This window comes from Candidatus Kosakonia sp. 282A-S69 (assembly GCF_029433855.1).
In the GTDB taxonomy this organism is placed as follows: Bacteria; Pseudomonadota; Gammaproteobacteria; order Enterobacterales; family Enterobacteriaceae; genus Kosakonia; species Kosakonia cowanii_A.
The window spans coordinates 1003115-1022138 of sequence record NZ_JAROAU010000001.1; the positions used below are offsets into that span (position 1 = coordinate 1003115).

The following is a 19024-nucleotide window of genomic DNA, read 5'->3' on the forward strand; positions in this document are numbered from 1 at the left end:
CGGCAATAACTTTTTATCTTACCGCACCAAACAAAAATGATAATCATTCTTAATACATTTATCATTGCCGGAGGATGATATGGATACGTCATTGGCTGAAGAGATCCAGCTGTCTGCAACGACACTGGCCGCCGATCAATTTTTCTTTATGTCGCCGTACCGCAGTTTCACCACGTCGGGGTGTGTTACGCGTTTCTCAGAGCCGGCAGCGGGGGGCGAGGTCCCGGAGAGCGCCTTCCAGCAAAAAATGGCGCAGGCCTTTGCCGACGCCAGAGCACAGGGCATCGCGCGGCCGATTATGGTGGGTGCCATCCCGTTTGATACCACGCAACCTTCGGCGCTCTTTATCCCTCAACGCTGGCAGAGCTTCTCCCGCCCGGAAAAACAGCGCGCTGCGCGCTACTTCAACAGCGGCGCGATGCCGAATGTGAAAGCGCAAAAAGCGGTGCCCGAGCAGGATCTGTTTATGGCGATGGTGGCGAACGCGTCCGCGCGCACCGCCACGCCGGAAGTGGACAAAGTGGTACTCTCACGCCTGATTGAGATCGCAACCGACCGTCCGGTCGACAGTGGCGTGCTGCTTGAGCGCTTAATTGCGCAGAACCCCGCCAGCTTCAACTTCCACGTTCCGCTGCCCGATGGCGGCGCGCTGCTGGGCGCAAGCCCGGAGCTGCTGCTGCGCAAAGAGGGCGATCGTTTCAGCTCCCTGCCGCTGGCCGGTTCGGCCCGTCGCCAGCCCGATGACATGCTCGATCGCGAAGCGGGCAACAAACTGCTGGCTTCAGAAAAAGATCGCCATGAACACGAACTGGTGACGCAGGCGATGAAAAAAGTGCTCCAGCCGCGCAGCCGCATGTTGACGCTGCCATCGTCGCCGCAGCTGGTGAACACACCGACGCTGTGGCACCTGGCAACGCCGATTGAGGGCACGGCAAAAGAGGGCGAAAACGCCTTAACACTCGCCTGCCTGCTTCACCCGACACCCGCGCTGAGCGGCTTCCCGCATCAGATCGCGAAGAAAATCATCGCCGAGCTTGAGCCCTTTAACCGCGAACTTTTCGGCGGCATTGTTGGCTGGTGCGATGCCGAAGGAAACGGCGAGTGGGTAGTCACCATCCGCTGCGCGCGCATCCGCGACAACCACGTCCGCCTGTTTGCCGGCGCCGGGATTGTCCCCGCCTCGTCGCCGCTCGCGGAATGGCGCGAAACGGGCGTCAAACTGACCACCATGTTAAACGCCTTTGGTTTGCATTAAGGAGCCACAGTGACCATTCCTTTTAGCCGCTGGCCAGAAGAGTTTGCCCGTCGTTATCGTCAAAAGGGCTACTGGCAGGATCTGCCGCTGAGCGATATTTTGACCCGCCATGCCGCCAGCCAAGCCATTGCGGTGATCGACGGCGATCGCGAGTTGAGCTATCGCCAGCTGCATGCCGCCTCGGACAACCTCGCCAGCGCGTTGCGCTCGATGGGCATTGCGCGCGGCGACACCGCGCTGGTGCAGCTGGGCAATGTCGCCGAGTTTTACATCACCTTTTTCGCCCTGCTGAAAATCGGCGTCGCGCCGGTGAATGCGCTCTTCAGCCATCAGCGCAGCGAACTCAACGCCTACGCGGCGCAAATCAGGCCCGCACTGCTGATTGCCGATCGCGCACACGGGCTGTTTGCCGATGACGCTTTCCTCAGCGGGCTGGAAAACGATCACCCGTCGCTGCGCGCTATTTTGCTGCGTGGCGAATCGCTGGAGCAGGCGATTGCCCGCCCGGCAGATAATTTTACCGCTACGCCGACCCCGACGGATGAGGTGGCCTTCTTCCAGCTCTCCGGCGGCAGCACCGGCACGCCGAAGCTGATCCCTCGCACACACAACGACTATCTCTACAGCATTGTGCGCAGTAATGAGATTTGCCATTTCACGGCGCAAACCCGCTACCTCTGCGCCTTGCCGGCGGCACACAACTACCCGTTAAGCTCGCCCGGTGCGCTCGGTGTCTTCCTCGCTGGCGGGTGTGTGGTGCTGGCGAGCGATCCCAGCGCCACGCTCTGTTTCCCGCTGATTGAAAAACATCAGATTAACGTGACCGCGCTGGTGCCCCCGGCGGTCAGCCTCTGGTTGCAGGCGATTGCCGAGTGGGGCAGCAGTGCCCAGCTTGCGACGCTGGAATTGTTGCAGGTGGGCGGTGCGCGGCTCTCGGCGACGCTGGCGGCGCGCATACCGGCGGAGATCGGCTGCCAGCTTCAGCAGGTGTTCGGCATGGCGGAAGGGCTGGTGAACTACACCCGCCTCGACGATCCGCAAGAGCGCATCATCAACACCCAGGGGCGGCCAATGTCGCCGGATGATGAGGTGTGGGTCGCGGATGAGAACGGTAATCCACTGCCCGCAGGGCAGACTGGGCGTCTGATGACGCGCGGCCCGTACACCTTCCGTGGCTACTTCAACAGCCCGCAACACAACGCCAGCGCCTTTGATGCTGAGGGCTTCTACTGCTCGGGCGATCTTATCGCCATTGATGAGCAGGGCTACATCACCGTGCAGGGGCGGGAAAAAGATCAGATCAACCGTGGCGGCGAGAAGATTGCCGCCGAGGAGATCGAAAACCTGCTGTTGCGCCATGAAGCGGTGATCCACGCTGCGCTCGTCAGCATGGAGGATAGCCTGCTCGGCGAGAAGAGCTGTGCGTATCTGGTGGTGAAAACCCCGCTGCGCGCGGTGGCGATCCGCCGCTTTTTGCGCGAGCAGGGCGTGGCGGAATTTAAGCTGCCGGATCGCGTCGAGTGCCTTGAAGCGCTGCCGCTGACGCCGGTAGGAAAAGTTGACAAGAAACAGTTACGCCAGTGGTTAGCACAACGCACCCCGGCGTAAAGGAGAGAAGATGGCAATCCCAAAACTACAGGGCTACGCGCTGCCCGCGGCGGCTGATATCCCGGACAACAAAGTGAACTGGTCGTTTGAGCCCGCCCGCGCGGCGCTGTTAATCCATGATATGCAGGACTATTTTGTCAGTTTCTGGGGCGATAACTGTCCGATGATGCAGCAGGTGGTGGCGAACATCGCCGCGCTGCGTGACTTCTGTAAGCAGCACAATATTCCGGTCTACTACACCGCGCAGCCGAAAGAGCAGAGCGATGAAGACCGCGCGCTGCTGAACGACATGTGGGGGCCAGGGCTGACCCGCTCGCCGGAGCAGCAGCAGATCGTCAGCGCGCTGGCACCGGACGAGGCCGACACTGTACTGGTGAAGTGGCGCTATAGCGCGTTTCACCGCTCGCCGCTGGAGCAGAGGCTGAAAGAGACCGGACGCAATCAGCTGCTGATCACCGGCGTTTACTCGCATATCGGCTGTATGACCACCGCTACCGACGCTTTTATGCGCGATATCAAGCCCTTTATGGTGGCCGATGCGCTGGCGGATTTCAGCCGCGAAGAGCACTTAATGTCGCTCAACTATGTCGCCGGGCGTTCCGGTCGCGTGATGCTGACGCAAGAGTTGTTGCCGCTGCCGGCGAGCAAAGCGGCGCTGCGCGCGCTGATTCTGCCCCTGCTGGATGAGTCCGATGAGCCGCTGGATGACGAAAACCTGATTGATTACGGCCTCGATTCGGTGCGCATGATGGCGTTGGCCGCACGCTGGCGCAAAGTGCATGGCGATATCGATTTTGTCATGCTGGCGAAAAACCCGACCATTGATGCCTGGTGGGCGCTGCTTGCGCGCGGGGTGCAGTGATGGCGAGCCTCGATTTCAGCGGGCGCAGCGTCTGGGTAAGCGGGGCGGGGAAGGGGATCGGCTATGCCACCGCGCTGGCCTTTGTCGAGGCGGGTGCGCAGGTGACCGGCTTCGATCTCGCCTTTAACGGCGACGCGTACCCCTTTGCCTGCGAAACGCTGGATATCGCCGATGCCGCGCAAGTTGCCGCCGTCTGCGAACGCCTGCTGGCGAACAACGCGCCGCTGGATGTGCTGGTCAATGCCGCGGGTGTTTTGCACATGGGCGCAACGGATGCGCTCTCTGACAAGGCGTGGCAGCAGACGTTTGCCGTCAACGTCGGCGGTGCCTTTAACCTCTTTCGCCAGACGATGGCGCATTTTCGCCGCCAGCAGCGCGGCGCAATTGTGACCGTCTGCTCTGACGCCGCGCACGCGCCGCGTATCGGCATGAGCGCTTACGGCGCGTCCAAAGCCGCGCTGAAAAGCCTGGCCCTGACCGTGGGGCTTGAGCTGGCCGCCAGCCATGTGCGCTGCAATATCGTCTCACCGGGATCAACCGATACCGATATGCAGCGCACGCTGTGGGTGAGCGAGGATGCGGAGCAGCAGCGCATTCGCGGTTTCGGCGAGCAGTTCAAGCTCGGCATTCCGTTGGGGAAAATCGCCCGTCCCCAGGAGGTGGCCAACACCATCCTGTTCCTCGCCTCGGATCTCGCCAGCCACATCACGCTGCAGGATATCGTGGTGGATGGCGGCTCGACGCTGGGGGCGTGATGATCTGGAAACGGCACTTCACGCTGGAGGCGCTGAATGCCACCAGCAATAACACCCTGATCGAACACCTGGCGATTACCTACACCCGCATCGGGGAGGATTTTCTCGAAGCGGAGATGCCGGTCGATAGCCGCACCCAGCAGCCGTTTGGCCTGCTGCATGGCGGCGCGTCGGCGGCGCTGGCGGAAACGCTCGGCTCGATGGCCGGTTTTATGATGACCAGCGACGGGCAGTGCGTGGTTGGCACTGAACTGAACGCCACCCATCACCGGGCGGTGGCGCACGGCAAAGTACGCGGCGTTTGCCAGCCGCTGCATCTAGGCCGCCATAATCAGAGCTGGGAGATCGTGGTGTTCGATGAGCAGGGGCGGCGCTGCGCAACCTGTCGTCTCAGCACCGCGCTGCTCGGCTAACCTTTCGCCCTCCCGCTCAGGAGGGCATTCTTGCGATCCCGTTAACACAATCAGCGAAATGCCGTGCGGCAGGCCGCCTTTCCTGTGTTTCAAAGTTGTTAAGTTCTTTGAGTTGATATAGAAACAAAATGTAACATCTCTCTGTCTCTCAAACGGATAACCGCTATGAACAACCCAGGGAAATACCTTGTTTGGGGCGCGCTCTCGCTTATTGGCGCGTTTGCCCTCGGCTATATCGCTCTGAATCGCGGCGAACCGATCAACGCACTCTGGATCGTGGTCGCAGCCGTCTGTATTTACCTCATCGCTTACCGTTTTTATGGCCTCTATATAGCCAAAAATGTGCTGCAGGTTGACCCGACGCGCATGACCCCGGCGGTGCGCTACAACGATGGCCTTGACTATGTCCCGACAGATAAAAAAGTGCTGTTCGGTCACCATTTTGCGGCGATTGCTGGCGCAGGCCCGCTGGTCGGCCCGGTGCTGGCGGCGCAGATGGGGTATCTGCCAGGCATGATCTGGATCCTTGCCGGCGTCGTGCTGGCGGGTGCGGTGCAGGATTTTATGGTGCTCTTTATCTCCACCCGCCGCGATGGGCGCTCCCTTGGCGAGATGGTGAAGGCAGAGATGGGGCCGACGGTCGGCGTGATCGCGCTGGTGGCGACCTTTATGATCATGGTGATTATCCTCGCGGTGCTGGCGATGATTGTCGTCAAAGCACTCACCCACAGCCCGTGGGGCACTTATACCGTGGCGTTTACCATTCCGCTGGCGGTATTTATGGGCATCTACATTCGTTACCTGCGCCCCGGGCGCATCGGCGAAGTGTCGGTGATTGGCCTGGTGCTGCTGGTGTTCGCTATTATCTCCGGCGGCTGGGTAGCTGAAAGCCCGACCTGGGCACCGTGGTTTGACTTCACCGGCGTACAGCTCACCTGGATGCTGGTCGGCTACGGTTTTGTCGCCTCGGTGCTGCCGGTGTGGCTGCTGCTGGCGCCGCGCGACTACCTCTCCACTTTCCTGAAAATCGGCACCATTATTGGCCTGGCGATTGGCATTCTGATTATGCGCCCGACGCTGACGATGCCCGCGCTGACCAAATTTGTTGACGGCACCGGCCCGGTGTGGACCGGCAATCTCTTCCCATTCCTCTTTATCACCATCGCCTGCGGCGCGGTCTCCGGCTTCCATGCGCTCATCTCCTCCGGCACCACGCCGAAGATGCTCGCCAGCGAAGGGCAGGCCTGCTTTATCGGCTACGGCGGCATGTTGATGGAGTCGTTTGTAGCGATCATGGCGCTGGTCTCGGCCTGTATTATCGACCCGGGCGTCTACTTTGCGATGAACAGCCCGATGGCGGTGCTGGCTCCGGCAGGCACGACGGACGTGGTGGCCTCGGCGGCGCAGGTGGTAAGCAACTGGGGCTTTACCATTACGCCGGATGCGCTGCGGCAGATTGCCGATGAAGTGGGGGAGCAGTCGATTATCTCGCGGGCGGGCGGGGCACCGACGCTGGCGGTCGGCATGGCTTATATTCTGCACGGCGCGCTCGGCGGCCTGATGGATGTCTCCTTCTGGTATCACTTTGCGATTCTGTTTGAGGCGCTGTTTATTCTGACGGCGGTGGATGCCGGTACCCGTGCGGCGCGCTTTATGTTGCAGGATCTGCTTGGGGTGATCTCACCGACGCTGAAACGCACCGAATCACTGCCCGCCAACCTGCTTGCCACCGCACTCTGCGTGCTGGCCTGGGGCTACTTCCTGCATCAGGGGGTGGTCGATCCGTTGGGCGGCATCAATACGCTGTGGCCGCTGTTTGGTATCGCCAACCAGATGCTGGCAGGCATGGCGCTGATGCTCTGCGCGGTGGTGCTGTTTAAGATGAAGCGCCAGCGCTATGCGTGGGTGGCGTTAGTGCCGACAGCCTGGCTGCTGGTCTGTACGCTCACCGCCGGCTGGCAGAAAACCTTCAGCCCGGATAACAAAGTGGGCTTCCTGGCGATTGCCAATAAGTTCCAGGCGATGATCGACAGCGGCAACATTCCGGCGCAGTATACCCAGTCACAGCTGGCGCAGCTGGTGTTTAACAACCGTCTTGATGCCGGGTTAACCCTCTTCTTTATGGTTGTGGTGGTGGTACTGGCGTTCTACTCGCTGAAGACCGCGCTGGCGGCGCTGAAAGCGGAACAGCCGACGGCGCAAGAGACGCCGTACGAAGCGATGCCGGACGATGTTGATCGGGTTGTCGCGCGCGCCAAAAATGCGCATTAAGCAAAGGAGCAGATATGTTCGATACGCTCTCAAAAGCGGGCAAATACTTAGGCCAGGCGGCAAAGATGATGATTGGCGTGCCGGATTATGACAACTACGTTGAGCATATGCGCGTCACCCACCCGGACCAGACGCCGATGACCTACGAGGAGTTCTTCCGCGAGCGCCAGGATGCGCGCTACGGCGGCAAAGGCGGCGCACGCTGCTGTTAACGATAAGAAGGCGGCACATCTGCCGCCCTCTTTTTGTCTGCCGTCAGGCGTTGGTCCCGCCATCCACCACGATATCTGCGCCGGTAATGTGCTTCGCCGCCGGGCTGGCGAGGAATGCCACTGCTTCGGCAATATCCTGCGGCTCACCGTAATGGCCTAACGCCGTAAAGCTGCGCTGCTCCTCTGCCTGCGCGCCATCTGCCGGGTTCATATCGCTGTCCGTTGAACCGGGTTTCACCATATTCACCGTAATGCCGCGCGCGCCCAGATCCCGTGCCAGTCCGCGCGTCAGGGAGTTGAGGGCTGATTTAGTCATCGAATAGACAGTGACGCCTTTAAACGGCACCTGGTCGGAGAGGTTACTGCCGATGTTAATGATGCGCGCGCCATCCGGCAGGTGCGCCAGCGCCGCCTGGGTGGCATAGACCACGCCGCGAATATTGACGTTAATCAGCGCATCGATATCCGCCTGCGACATCGACTCCAGCGGCCCGCCGCGCGCAATCCCGGCGTTATTGACCAGAATATCCAGCCCGCCCAGTTGCGCCACCGCCTGGGTGACGGAGGCCTGCGCCGCCTGCGGATCGGCGCTATCAGCCTGGATGGCGACACCGTTGCGCCCGAGCGCTCGGATCTCTTCGGCAACCGCTTCGGCTTTCTGGGTCGATTTTTCATAAGTGATGGCGACATCCGCCCCGGCGCGCGCCAGCGTTAAAGCGATGGCTTTGCCGAGACCCCGGCTTGCGCCGGTGACCAGCGCGCGTTTACCTGACAGTGAATAGGACATGGTGACTCCTGAATTATGTGTCGATTGATACATAATTAAAATAATCAGGCTTCCATCTATTCGTCAATATTATTAATATACCGATCAGCACAAAATGTGAGGAGCTGATGATGAGCCGGGGAAGACCGCGCGAGTTTGATCGTACAGAAGCGCTGAACAAGGCGATGTTGATCTTCTGGCGCAAGGGGTATACCGCCACCTCAATGAGCGATCTCTATGAAGCGATGGGGATTAAATCACCGAGCCTCTACGCGGCGTTCGGCAGTAAAGAGGATCTCTACAATGAGGTGTTACAGCACTATGAGCAGTGTGTTGCACCGCTGATTTGGGGCGACATGGAGCAGGAGCCATCGCCCAGGCGCGCGGTGGCTGGCTGGCTTGAACGCTCCGCAGAGAGCCTGACGCGCTGCGATCTGCCCCATGGCTGCATGGTGACGCTCTCGGCTGTCGCCAGCGAAGGTAACGATCGGCTCGGCCAGCGCGTACAGGCTATGCGCCACGGCGGCATGGCGTTGCTGAAGGCGCGTCTGGCGCAGGCACAAGCGCAGGGCGAACTGCCCGCTGATACCGATATTGATGCGCTGACCCGGCTTTACACCAGCATCCAGCAAGGGATGTCGATCCAGGCGCGCGACGGCGCCAGCCGCGAAACCCTGCTCGGCATCGCCCGCATGGCGATGGGGCTGTGGCCGACAAAGTAATGACCGGTTTTTATAGGCCGGATAAGCGGTTACACGCCATCCGACAATGAGTGGGGCATGTTGCCGTGGTGGACGAGGTTCTGTAGGCCTGATAAGGCGCAGCCGCCATCCGGCATGTGATCCCGTCTCCATTTCCCAATAAAGCGAAAGGACATATGCTGCCAAAAATGTTAAATACGTCGATAAAAACACATTTATTAGACATGTTATCGTGACAGGTCGATTGCATCGATATATTATCAGTATATGTCGATAAAAATGGATTTTGTAAACATATGAGCTGGGATCCGACCATACCCTATAACGCGCTACCGATGCTGCCGCCCAACGTGGAGGAGATTGAAACCCGCAAGGTACTTAAGGCCTGCATAACTGCACGTGCCGCTCTGGCAGAGTTGAACACGGCAGGGGAGTTAATTCCCGATCAAGGTCTACTGATTAACCTCCTTCCTCTCCTGGAAGCAAAAGACTCCTCGCGCATCGAAAATATCGTGACCACCAGCGATCAGCTCTTCCAGTACGCTGGTCAGGCCGAGAATGCCGATCCCGCAACAAAAGAGGCGTTACGTTATCGAACTGCGTTGCACGATGGCTTTACTTACCTGAGCAGTTACCCGTTATCTACTAACACAGCAATAACTATCTGCACCACGCTGCGCGGCGTACAAACGGATATTCGTAAGACTCCGGGAACGGTATTGCGCGATCAGAACAGTAACGTGGTTTACACCCCTCCGGTAGGCGAAGCGGCTATTCGCGATCTGCTGGCGAACTGGGAACGTTTCGTCCATGCAGATGATGACCTGGATCCGCTGATAAAAATGGCGATTTCACACTATCAATTTGAATGTATTCACCCCTTTTCGGACGGAAACGGCAGAACAGGCCGAATCCTGAATATTTTGTATCTGATCCAGAGTGAATTGCTTTCGCTGCCCATCCTTTACCTCTCCCGGTTTATCCTGGAAAGGCGCGATCACTATTACACGCTCCTGCGTGAGGTAACAGCCGAGGGTCGTTGGGAGGCGTGGATCTTATTTATGCTGGAAGCGATAGAAAACACGGCGCGCTGGACCAAGAAAAAAATCGCCATCATTCGGGAATTGATGGTGGATACGACACAATTTGTGCGTGCACGACTGCCAAAAATCTACAGCCATGAGTTGATTCAAATACTTTTTGCACAGCCCTACTGTCGGATAGATAACCTTGTAAAAGGGCAAGTGGCTAAGCGCCAGACTGCATCGCTCTACCTTAAGCAATTGGCAGAAATAGGGGTGCTGGAGGAGATGAGCGTGGGTCGCGAAAAGCTTTACCTCAATACCCAACTGCTGCAGGAGTTAAGCAACTAATTGCCGCGAGTCAGCTCTCTCACGATGTTCTCCTGCCGGATGGCGCGTGCCGCTTATCCGGCCTACGCCGTTTCAGCGGTTTCGTTACCGTAGGCCGGATAAGGCGCAGCCGCCATCCGGCAATCGGTGATAATGCCGGATGGCGCGTACACGCTTATCCGGCCTGCGGGATTGATGCCTTTTGCGATTTACCGCGCGAAGGCCTCCACCTTCTCAAACGCCGCATAGAGCGTTTCGGCGGTAACGGCCACTGGCAGGGCATGAATTGATTCCACCGGTCGCAGAGTGTGGGCGATCACCTTATCCAGCTCGGCACGGTTATGAATATCCACCTCCAGCTCCGCAAGTGTGGTCGGCAGGTTGAAACGCTGATAGGCAGCAATAAGCTGCGCCAGCACCTCCTCCTGGCCGAGCAGGGCGCTCTGCACCAGAATGCCGTAAGCCACTTTCGTGCCGTGCAGAAACTTCTCCGTTTGCGGCAGCACCGTCAGCCCGTTATGCACCGCATGTGCCGCCGCCACGCGGGTATAGCGCTCGCCAAGCCCACCGACCATGCCGCCACCAGCAATAATCGCATCCACCACATCGCGAAATGCCTGCGTCACTTCCCCGCGCTGCCGATCGGCCAGCGCCGCTTCGCTGCTCTCCAGCAAGACATCGCGGATCGCCAGCGCGCCGTTGATGCCAAGGCGCACCGTTAGCGGCAACTTCTCCGGCTGCGGTGCCAGCACAACCGCTTCATACCACTTCGCCAGCGTATCGCCGATGCCCGCCAGCAGGTACTCCGCCGGGGCATTAAGGATAATCTGCGGCTCAACCAGCACCAGAAAGTTAGCGTCATCAAAGATCTCAAAATGGAGCGCCTGACCGGCGTCGTTATACCAGACCGAAAGCGGCGTCCACGCCGCACAGGTAGCGGCGATGGTTGGAATCGCCACTACCGGCAAGCCGAGACGGCGCGCCACCGCTTTTGCCGTATCCAGCAGTGCGCCGCCACCCACACCGATCACCACGCTGCGATCCCTCCCCGCCTGCTGCGCCAGTTCCGCCACATCACTCTCGCTACAATGGCCTTTAAACAGCAGATGCGTGGCGCCGGGCGCATGAAATGCTTGTGGCAGATAGGGTTCTGCGGCGGCAAAGGCGCGCTCGCCGTAGATCCACACCGCGCGAGAAAGCTGCTCAGCGGAGAAAAAATCCTCCAGCCGCGCCAGGCTGCCGGGGTGGGAGTAGTAGTTGGCGGGGCCGGGTACAACGCGGATATCGGTGCTGCTCATATGAGGTGTCCTTGTGTGTGATCGCTAACCCGATGTTATGTCTGGACATCCGGATGGCTAATATCATTTCGCTTTAACTTATGCCTTTTCTGTCGTTGCCAGTCAAGCGAGGCTGTGAAAAATTCGCTAAATCAATCTATTAATCGCAGGTATTCACGCGCTATGGGAAGCAACCTCCTCGAAATGCGTGGCATGCGCCTCGCCTTCGGCGGCTTCAACGCCCTGTCGAATGTCGATCTCACCTTGCGGGGCGGTTCAGTCCATGCTTTAACCGGCGCAAATGGCGCAGGCAAATCGACTCTGATGGCGGTGTTGTGCGGCACCTATGACCATTACGAAGGGGAGATCGCCATTAACCATCAGGTGGTGTCGATCCGCTCCCCGCGCGATGCCAGGCAACTCGGCATTCACCTGGTGCAGCAGGAGGTGGACGTTGCGCTGGTGCCGGGGCTGAGCATCGCCGAGAACATCATGCTGGATAAGCTGGCAGAGGGCGGACACCGTTTTCGCTGGGGCGAGATCCGCCGCCAGGCGCGCGAAGCGCTGGCGCAGCTCAATGTCGCGTTTGATGTCACCCGCGCCATCGACAGCTGCACGCTGGCGGAAAAACAGCACATTTTGCTGGCGCGGGCGCTCTCCCATCACTGCCGCTTTTTGATCCTCGATGAGCCAACCGCGCCGCTCGATCAGCATGAGAGCGAGCGCCTCTTCGCGGTGGTCAGACGCCTGCAACAGCAGGGGATTGGCGTGGTGTTTATCTCTCATCGCATTCATGAAGTGAAAGCGATTTGCGACACCCTGACGGTGCTGCGCGACGGCAGGCTGGTCGAGTCCGGGCCGATGACGGCGCTCAGCGGCGAAGAGATTGTCGAGAAGATGCTCGGCCATGAATTGAGCGATATCTACCCGCCCGCGCGCCCACCGCACAGCGATGAACTGCTGCTCAGCATTGATGGCCTGCACGATGAAGGGCTGCTGAAAGATATCTCACTGCGGCTGCGTAAAGGCGAAATTCTTGGCATTGCCGGCCTGGCGGGCGCGGGCAAAACCGAGCTGTGCAAAGCCCTCTTCGGGGCGAGCAAAAGCCGTATTACGCGCGGGGAGCTGAACCATCAGCCGTGGCGTCCGCGCGATCCGGCCGATTCGGTGACGCGCGGCATGGCGCTGGTGCCGGAAGAGCGGCGCAAAGAGGGGATCTTTATTGATGAGCCGGTCAGCATGAACCTCGCCGTCAGCGCCGATCGCACCTTTTCGCGCTGGGGGATCTTTGCCCATCACCAGGCGTGGCGCTGGGCGCAAGAGGTGATTGCCCGCGTCGGCGTGCGCGCCAGTGGGCCCGGTCAGGTGCTGCGCCGTCTCTCCGGCGGCAATCAGCAGAAGGTGGCGATTGGCAAGTGGCTGCGCGGCCGGGCAAATGTGGTCATTTTTGACGAACCGACCAAAGGCGTTGATGTAAAGGCGAAAACTGACCTCTTTCAGCTGATCGATGGGCTGGCGCGGGAGGGCAAAGGCGTGATTTACGCGTCGGGTGAATTCGCCGAGCTGGTGGGTTTATGCGACCGGATTTGTGTGCTGTGGGATGGGCGCATTGTGGCAGAAGTGCAGGGCGAGGATGCCCGCGAAGAGACACTCCTTTACTATTCCACCGGAGGAACGGCCCGTGAGTAAGGCCCTTTCAGTCAGTGCGGCGGCATCCCCGCGGCAGCAATTTTTCGATTTCCTTTATAAGTGGGGCATGTTGCTTACCGTAGTGGCGCTGGTCGCCATTTTTGGCATCGCCTCGGACAACTTCCTCGATCCCAATAACATCATCAATATCCTGCGATCGATCGCCATCGTCACGGTGATTGCCGTCGGCGTCTCGATCTCACTGACCATCGGCGGGTTTGATCTCTCAGTCGGCTCCACCGCATCGCTGGCCAACGCACTGGTGATCTCGCTCTTTGTCTGGCACGGCTTTGGCACGACGGAGGCGATCCTCGTAACGCTGGCGCTCTGTACGCTGGTCGGCCTGTTTAACGCTTTTCTGATTGTGGTGCTGCGTATTCCCGACATGCTGGCGACGCTCGGTAGCCTGTTTGTCATTCAGGGCGTGGCGATGACCTACAGCTACGGCGGGTCGATTACTGAAAACATGGTGCTGCCGAGCGGCGATATGGCGGAAGGCACCATTCCGGCGGCGTTTTCGCTGCTCGGCCAGGTGCCGACTATCGTCATCATTATGCTGGTGGTTACCGTCGTTGCGCAGCTTGGCCTGTCGCTGACCACCCATGGCCGCCGGATGTACGCCATCGGCGGGAACCCGGAAGCGGCGCGCCTCTCCGGCATTCGCACCACGCGCTACAAAGTGGCGGCATATGTGATTGCCTCACTGCTGGCCGGGCTTGGCGGGATTCTGCTCGCCTCGCGGATTGGCTCCTCGCAGGTGAACGCCGGCGGCGGGTATTTGATGGATGCGGTCGCTGCGGCGTGGATCGGCTTCTCGCTGGCGGGCTCGGGCAAACCGAACGCGCTCGGCACGCTGGTCGGGGCGGCGATCCTCGGCGTGCTCTCTAACGGGCTGGTGATGCTGTCGGTGCCCTATTACGCCATGGACATTATTAAGGGGCTGGTGCTGGCCGGTGCCCTTGCGTTGACTTACTTCCAGCGTCGTTAACTTTCAGGGGAAAACAGAGATGAAAAAAATGGCACTTTCACTGCTGGCGCTGGGATGGCTGAACGCGCTGCCGGGCCATGCCGCCACGCCTGCGCCAGTTCCGGAGGCGATTGCTAACCATAACGGCCCGGTGCGTATTGCGCTGATCCGCAACCTCGGCTCTGATGACAACACCACCCAGTTTGTCGCCGGTGCCTTGCAGCAGGGTAAAAAGCTCGGCTTTAAGATCAGTACCTTTTTAAGCAATGGCGACGACGCCAAATTCCAGGACTTCGTTAACCAGGCGATCAGCCAGAAGTACGACGGCATTATTCTTTCGCAGGGGCGCGATCCCTACTCGACGGATCTGATCAAAAAAGCGGTTGCCGCCGGCATCAAAGTGGCGGTGTTTGATACCGCCGTTCAGGGTGAGATCCCGGGCGTTACCGTGACGCAGCAGGATGACGCCTCGCTGACCAAACTCTCTTTCGGCGAACTGGTGAAAGATTTCAACGGCAAAGCCAACATTATCAAGCTGTGGGTCGCCGGTTTCCCGCCGATGGAGCGCCGCCAGGCGGCCTATGCCGAACTGCTGAAAGCCAACCCTGGCATCAAAGAGCTGGAGTCGATCGGTGCCGTTTCATCCGATGTGCAGGGCGACACCGCCAACAAAGTGGGCGCAGTGCTGGCGAAATACCCGAAAGGGCAGATTGATGCCATCTGGGGCACCTGGGATGCCTTCAGCCAGGGGGCCTATAAGGCGCTGAAAGAGAATGGCCGCACTGAGATCAAGCTCTATAGCATTGATGTCTCGAACCAGGATCTGCAACTGATGCGCGAAGCGGGCAGCCCGTGGAAAGTGAGCGTGGCGGTGGACCCGAAACTGATTGGTGCCACCAATGTGCGCCTGATTGCCAATAAAATTGCCGGAGAACCGACGCCTGCGACCTACGATTTTAAAGCCGCCGCCATTCCGCAGGCGCTGCTCGCCAGCCAGCCTGGCGCGGTGAATGTGGCGACGCTTGGCAAAATCATTCCCGGCTGGGGCCAGACGCAGGACTTTATCGCGCCGTGGTTTGCGACGCTGGAAGCGAAGAGCAAGTAGTTTGCAAAACGAGCCGGTTTTGTCGGCCGGATAAGGCAACGCCGCCATCCGGCAGTGCGCCGACCTTTAATAAGGATAAATCATGGCAACTGAACTTCCACGCCCGGACTACAGCCGCAATATGCGGCTTATTGGCCACAGCGATCAGGGTGGGCGCCCGGACGGCGTACAGCTCATGGTGCACCGCGGCTTTGCCTATATCGGGCATATGGTGTCGCAAGGCTTCTCTATTGTGGATATTCGCGATCCGAAGAAGCCGAAACCCGCGGGCTTTATCGCCGCGCCGCCCGGCACCTGGAATGTGCACCTACAAGCTCACGACGATCTGCTGCTGGTGATCAACGCCCGCGATCTCTTTGCCGACGCCCGCTTTGCCGATGAAAAGGTCTACTACACCCGCCCGGTCGGCGAAACGGTAAGCGATGTGCAGGAGAGGGGCTGGAGCGCCGGGCTGCGTATTTTCGATATCTCCACGCCGGATAAGCCGCGTGAAATCAGCTTCCTGTCGCTTGATGGTATTGGCATTCACCGTATCTGGTACGTGGGTGGGCGCTGGGCCTATGTCTCTGCATTGATCGACGGTTTTACCGATTACATCTTCCTGACTATCGATCTTAACGACCCGCGCAAACCTGAGGTAGCCGGGCGCTGGTGGCTGCCGGGCATGAACCAGGCCGCAGGTGAAACGCCGGGCTGGGAAGAGGGCAAACGTTATGCGCTGCACCACGCGATTATTGCCGGTGATACCGCTTACGGCAGCTGGCGCGACGGCGGCCTGACGCTGCTGGATGTGAAGGATCGCACCCAGCCGACGCTTATCAGCCACCGGAACTGGAGCCCACCGTTTGGCGGCGGCACCCATACCGCGCTGCCGCTGCCGGATCGCGATCTGCTGGTGGTGCTGGATGAAGCGGTGCTGGACAATCAGGAGGATGGCGAGAAGCTGATCTGGCTGTTCGATATTCGCGAGCCCTCCAACCCGGTCAGCATCGCCACCTTCCCCCAGCCGGATGAGATCGATTATGTGGCGAAAGGGGCGCACTTCGGGCCGCACAACCTGCATGAGAACCGCCCCGGCAGCTTTATCAGCTCAACGCTGATTTTCGCCACCTACCAGAACGCTGGCGTACGCGCCTACGATATCTCTGACCCCTATCGCCCGGTTGAAACCGGTGCGCTGGTGCCTGCTGCGCCAGAGAAAATGATGGATACCCGCCCCGGTCGACCGCGGGTGATCCAGTCCTGCGATCTGTTTGTTGATGCGCAGGGGATCATCTACAGCACCGACTACAACGGCGGGTTATCGATTATTGAGTATCTGGGGTAAGCGAAGCGCCGGAGGGCGCTTCGTTATCTGGCTTATGAGTATTGCCGCACGCGGGCAATTAACTCATCGACGCTATCAATGCGATCGGCAATCACAATCAGCGCTTTGCCAAGTGAAATGGCATGGCGCAGGCAGGCGTGGCGCATCTCATCATCTTTAATGGTGTCGATATCCGCCACGTGCGACAGGCCGACAGTGCGGCGAATAAGCTCAGTGCCGCAAAAACCGATCGCATCGATCCACACTTTTTTCAGGAACGCCGAGGCGTAGCCCGGCTGCGCCAGCGCCGCATCCTGCGTTTTCTCTGTGGCCAGCGCCTGGAAGCGCTCGGCAAACGTCGTCCACAGGGTCTGAATATCGATCAGCCGCTGTTCGCGTGCCGCCGCCGCATCGCGAATACCGAGGTGGCCCGGCAGGCCGCAGTAGTTGAGCAGCAGGTTGCCGATGGCGGTGCCGATATCAAAGCCAATCGGGCCGAAATAGCCGAACTCGGCGTCAATGGCTTTCAGGCTGCCGTCGGCGACAAAGATCGAGCCGCTGTGAATATCGCCATGCAGCAACGCTTCAGCATGGGAGAAGAATCGGTGCTTCAGCGACGCGACGGCCAGTTTCAGCTGCGCGTCATCGCGCAGGGCGGCGACATCCGTTTCCAGCTCGGCCGGGTAGTTATTGCGCTCGTGGATCTGGTAGGGATCGTTGAAGAAGAGATCTTCGGTGATCTCACACATCGCCGGGTTAAGAAATTTCGCCACCTGCGCTTTTTTCACCTGTGGGTTGAGGTAAAAATCGCTGGTATGAAACAGCGTCTGCGCCAGGTATTCACCTAACTGCGACGCCGCCTGCGGATAATAGATGTTGCGAATGAGTTCGCCGCGCCAGATGTGGTGATCGGAGAGATCTTCCATCACCATCACCGCCAGCTCCGGGTCGAAATGGAGAATATTGACGGTGTGCTGCGGGCAGTGCTGATAGTGTTCGACCAGCGTTTGCGCTTCGAGGCGCGCGCGATCGAGCGTCAGCGGCCAGGATTCACCAACGCAGCGCACATAGGGCAGCGCCTGTTTAACGATGACGCGGCTGGTGCCGCTGCGGTCGAAAATTTTGAATACCAGATTGAGGTTACCGTCGCCCACTTCCTGCGCGTCAACCAGTTCGCCGGGATCGCGAAGACCGCCAAATTGTTGTGCATACGCCACGGCATCACGGGCGGAAAAGGTACGGTATTGCGACATTGCCTCGATCCTCTTTTTGCGATTTAAGCCATTTAGACGTCTATACATCCGCTTTGCATCCTGACACAATACGCCACAATAACGCAACAGGGATTTAACGATATGCCGTCATTACAGACCACCAGCCTGCGCATCGCCGAAAATCGTTTATTTATTCTCGACCAACAGGCGTTACCGCAGGAGAAACGCTGGCTCGCTGCCGATTCGGTAGAGGCGCTTGTCGGCCATATTCACGCGCTGCGCGTGCGCGGTGCACCGCTGATCGGCCTCTCTGCCAGCCTGCTGCTGGCGCTGCTGGCCGCGCACGGTGAGAGTCGTGAACAGCTGGCGCAGGCGCTGGAGACCCTGCGCGCGGCGCGCCCGACGGCGGTGAATCTGATGAACAATCTCGACCGCATGAAGCAGGCGCTGGTGCAGGAGAGGTACGCCGATGCGCTGATGGCAGAAGCGCTGCGGCTGGTGGAAGAGGATAAACAGCTCTGCGACAACATCGCCCGCGCGGGGGCAGCGCGGGTTACACCCGGCAGCCGTATCCTGACCCACTGCAACACCGGCGGGCTGGCAACGGCGGGCGTCGGGACGGCGCTCGGCGTGATTGCGCACGCCCACCGGCAGGGCAATATCCTCAATGTGTGGGTGGATGAGACACGCCCGCTGTTACAGGGCGGTCGGCTTACCGCCTGGGAGCTGGGCGAACTCGGCGTGCCCTATCAGCTGATTACCGATTCGATGGCCGCCAGCCTGATGGCGAAAGGGGAGGTGGATGCGGTGTGGGTCGGCGCGGACAGGATTGCGGCGAATGGTGATGTGGCGAACAAGATCGGCACCTACTCGCTGGCGGTGCTGGCGAAATTCCACAACGTGCCGTTTTATGTCGCCGCGCCGCAAACCACCCTCGATCCCCACTGCCCGAACGGGGAGGCGATCCCGATTGAGCAGCGTGCCGCCGCGGAGGTGACCGGCGTGGCGGGGAGTTTTGGCGCGGTGCAGTGGGCTCCGGAAGATGCGCAGGTCTATAACCCGGCGTTTGATGTTACGCCCGCCGCGCTTATCAGCGGGTGGGTGCTCGATAGCGGCGTGGTAACGCAGGCCGCGGATCTTTTTCCGCGTAGTGCATAAAACGTTGCCGGATGGCGCTGGCGCTTATCCGGCCTACGGGCGGGGGGCCGCTGAAACCCCATTGCCGGATGGCGGCCAAGCCTTATCCGGCCTACGGGCGGGGAGCCGCTGAA

At 59.7% G+C, this 19024-nt stretch carries 17 protein-coding genes; 14 read left to right on the forward strand and 3 right to left on the reverse strand.

The annotated features are described in order from the left end of the window. Positions 1 to 79 precede the first annotated feature (79 nt). From entC to PU683_RS04425, 7 genes are all read left to right on the forward strand, one after another. Positions 80 to 1255: an isochorismate synthase EntC gene (gene entC, locus PU683_RS04395; RefSeq protein ID WP_277170312.1), complete on the forward strand. Its 1176-nt coding sequence runs from the start codon at positions 80 to 82 to the stop codon at positions 1253 to 1255. A gap of 9 nt (positions 1256 to 1264) precedes the next feature. After that, the gene (gene entE / locus PU683_RS04400; RefSeq protein ID WP_277170313.1) at positions 1265 to 2863 is read left to right on the forward strand and encodes a (2,3-dihydroxybenzoyl)adenylate synthase EntE; all 1599 of its coding nucleotides are present in this window, start codon (positions 1265 to 1267) and stop codon (positions 2861 to 2863) included. A gap of 10 nt (positions 2864 to 2873) precedes the next feature. Then, positions 2874 to 3725 (forward strand): isochorismatase, encoded by an 852-nt coding sequence (locus PU683_RS04405; protein WP_277170315.1) that lies wholly within the window; start codon positions 2874 to 2876, stop codon positions 3723 to 3725. Beyond that, positions 3725 to 4480: a 2,3-dihydro-2,3-dihydroxybenzoate dehydrogenase EntA gene (entA, locus tag PU683_RS04410; protein WP_277170316.1), complete on the forward strand. Its 756-nt coding sequence runs from the start codon at positions 3725 to 3727 to the stop codon at positions 4478 to 4480. The genes PU683_RS04405 and entA overlap by 1 nt, the downstream gene beginning before the upstream one ends. After that, entirely contained in the window at positions 4480 to 4893 is a 414-nt protein-coding gene (gene entH / locus PU683_RS04415) for a proofreading thioesterase EntH (protein WP_277170318.1), read from the forward strand. Before entA ends, entH begins: the two co-directional genes overlap by 1 nt. A gap of 165 nt (positions 4894 to 5058) precedes the next feature. Then, positions 5059 to 7164, forward strand: a complete 2106-nt coding sequence (gene cstA, locus PU683_RS04420) for a pyruvate/proton symporter CstA (protein ID WP_277170319.1) — start codon at positions 5059 to 5061, stop codon at positions 7162 to 7164. A 14-nt stretch (positions 7165 to 7178) separates the two neighbouring features. After that, entirely contained in the window at positions 7179 to 7376 is a 198-nt protein-coding gene (locus PU683_RS04425) for a YbdD/YjiX family protein (RefSeq protein WP_000460621.1), read from the forward strand. 43 nt (positions 7377 to 7419) lie between these two features. Here PU683_RS04425 and PU683_RS04430 read toward each other — a convergent pair whose 3' ends face one another. Continuing rightward, positions 7420 to 8163: a 3-oxoacyl-ACP reductase family protein gene (locus PU683_RS04430; protein WP_277170320.1), complete on the reverse strand. Its 744-nt coding sequence runs from the start codon at positions 8161 to 8163 to the stop codon at positions 7420 to 7422. Positions 8164 to 8270: 107 nt separating this feature from the next. Here PU683_RS04430 and PU683_RS04435 point away from each other — a divergent pair, with 107 nt between their 5' ends. Together PU683_RS04435 and fic are read left to right on the forward strand one after the other, a co-directional pair. Beyond that, positions 8271 to 8864 carry a TetR/AcrR family transcriptional regulator gene (locus PU683_RS04435; protein WP_277170322.1) on the forward strand — a complete coding sequence of 198 codons (594 nt, stop codon included), beginning with the start codon at positions 8271 to 8273 and terminating at the stop codon, positions 8862 to 8864. A 275-nt stretch (positions 8865 to 9139) separates the two neighbouring features. Continuing rightward, the gene (gene fic, locus PU683_RS04440) at positions 9140 to 10216 is read left to right on the forward strand and encodes a protein adenylyltransferase Fic (RefSeq protein ID WP_277170323.1); all 1077 of its coding nucleotides are present in this window, start codon (positions 9140 to 9142) and stop codon (positions 10214 to 10216) included. Positions 10217 to 10404: 188 nt separating this feature from the next. Here the strand turns inward: fic and PU683_RS04445 are convergent, their stop codons facing one another. After that, on the reverse strand, positions 10405 to 11493 hold the full coding sequence (locus tag PU683_RS04445) for an oxidoreductase (RefSeq protein WP_277170324.1): 1089 nt from the start codon (positions 11491 to 11493) through the stop codon (positions 10405 to 10407). Between the two features lie 162 nt (positions 11494 to 11655). Here PU683_RS04445 and PU683_RS04450 point away from each other — a divergent pair, with 162 nt between their 5' ends. The 4 genes from PU683_RS04450 (at position 11656) to PU683_RS04465 (ending at position 16560) form a co-directional block, all read left to right on the forward strand. Beyond that, positions 11656 to 13161, forward strand: a complete 1506-nt coding sequence (locus tag PU683_RS04450; RefSeq protein ID WP_277170326.1) for a sugar ABC transporter ATP-binding protein — start codon at positions 11656 to 11658, stop codon at positions 13159 to 13161. Next, positions 13154 to 14149, forward strand: coding sequence for an ABC transporter permease (locus PU683_RS04455; protein WP_277170327.1), 996 nt, complete (start codon positions 13154 to 13156; stop codon positions 14147 to 14149). The genes PU683_RS04450 and PU683_RS04455 overlap by 8 nt, the downstream gene beginning before the upstream one ends. A 19-nt stretch (positions 14150 to 14168) precedes the next feature. Next, positions 14169 to 15233: a sugar ABC transporter substrate-binding protein gene (locus tag PU683_RS04460; protein ID WP_277170329.1), complete on the forward strand. Its 1065-nt coding sequence runs from the start codon at positions 14169 to 14171 to the stop codon at positions 15231 to 15233. An 82-nt stretch (positions 15234 to 15315) separates the two neighbouring features. After that, positions 15316 to 16560 carry an LVIVD repeat-containing protein gene (locus PU683_RS04465; RefSeq protein ID WP_277170330.1) on the forward strand — a complete coding sequence of 415 codons (1245 nt, stop codon included), beginning with the start codon at positions 15316 to 15318 and terminating at the stop codon, positions 16558 to 16560. 32 nt (positions 16561 to 16592) lie between these two features. Here the strand turns inward: PU683_RS04465 and mtnK are convergent, their stop codons facing one another. Further along, positions 16593 to 17792: an S-methyl-5-thioribose kinase gene (mtnK, locus tag PU683_RS04470; protein WP_277170331.1), complete on the reverse strand. Its 1200-nt coding sequence runs from the start codon at positions 17790 to 17792 to the stop codon at positions 16593 to 16595. Between the two features lie 102 nt (positions 17793 to 17894). On the opposite strand from mtnK, the gene mtnA reads away from it, so the two are divergent. After that, on the forward strand, positions 17895 to 18911 hold the full coding sequence (gene mtnA / locus PU683_RS04475; RefSeq protein WP_277170332.1) for an S-methyl-5-thioribose-1-phosphate isomerase: 1017 nt from the start codon (positions 17895 to 17897) through the stop codon (positions 18909 to 18911). The last annotated feature ends 113 nt before the right edge of the window (positions 18912 to 19024 follow it).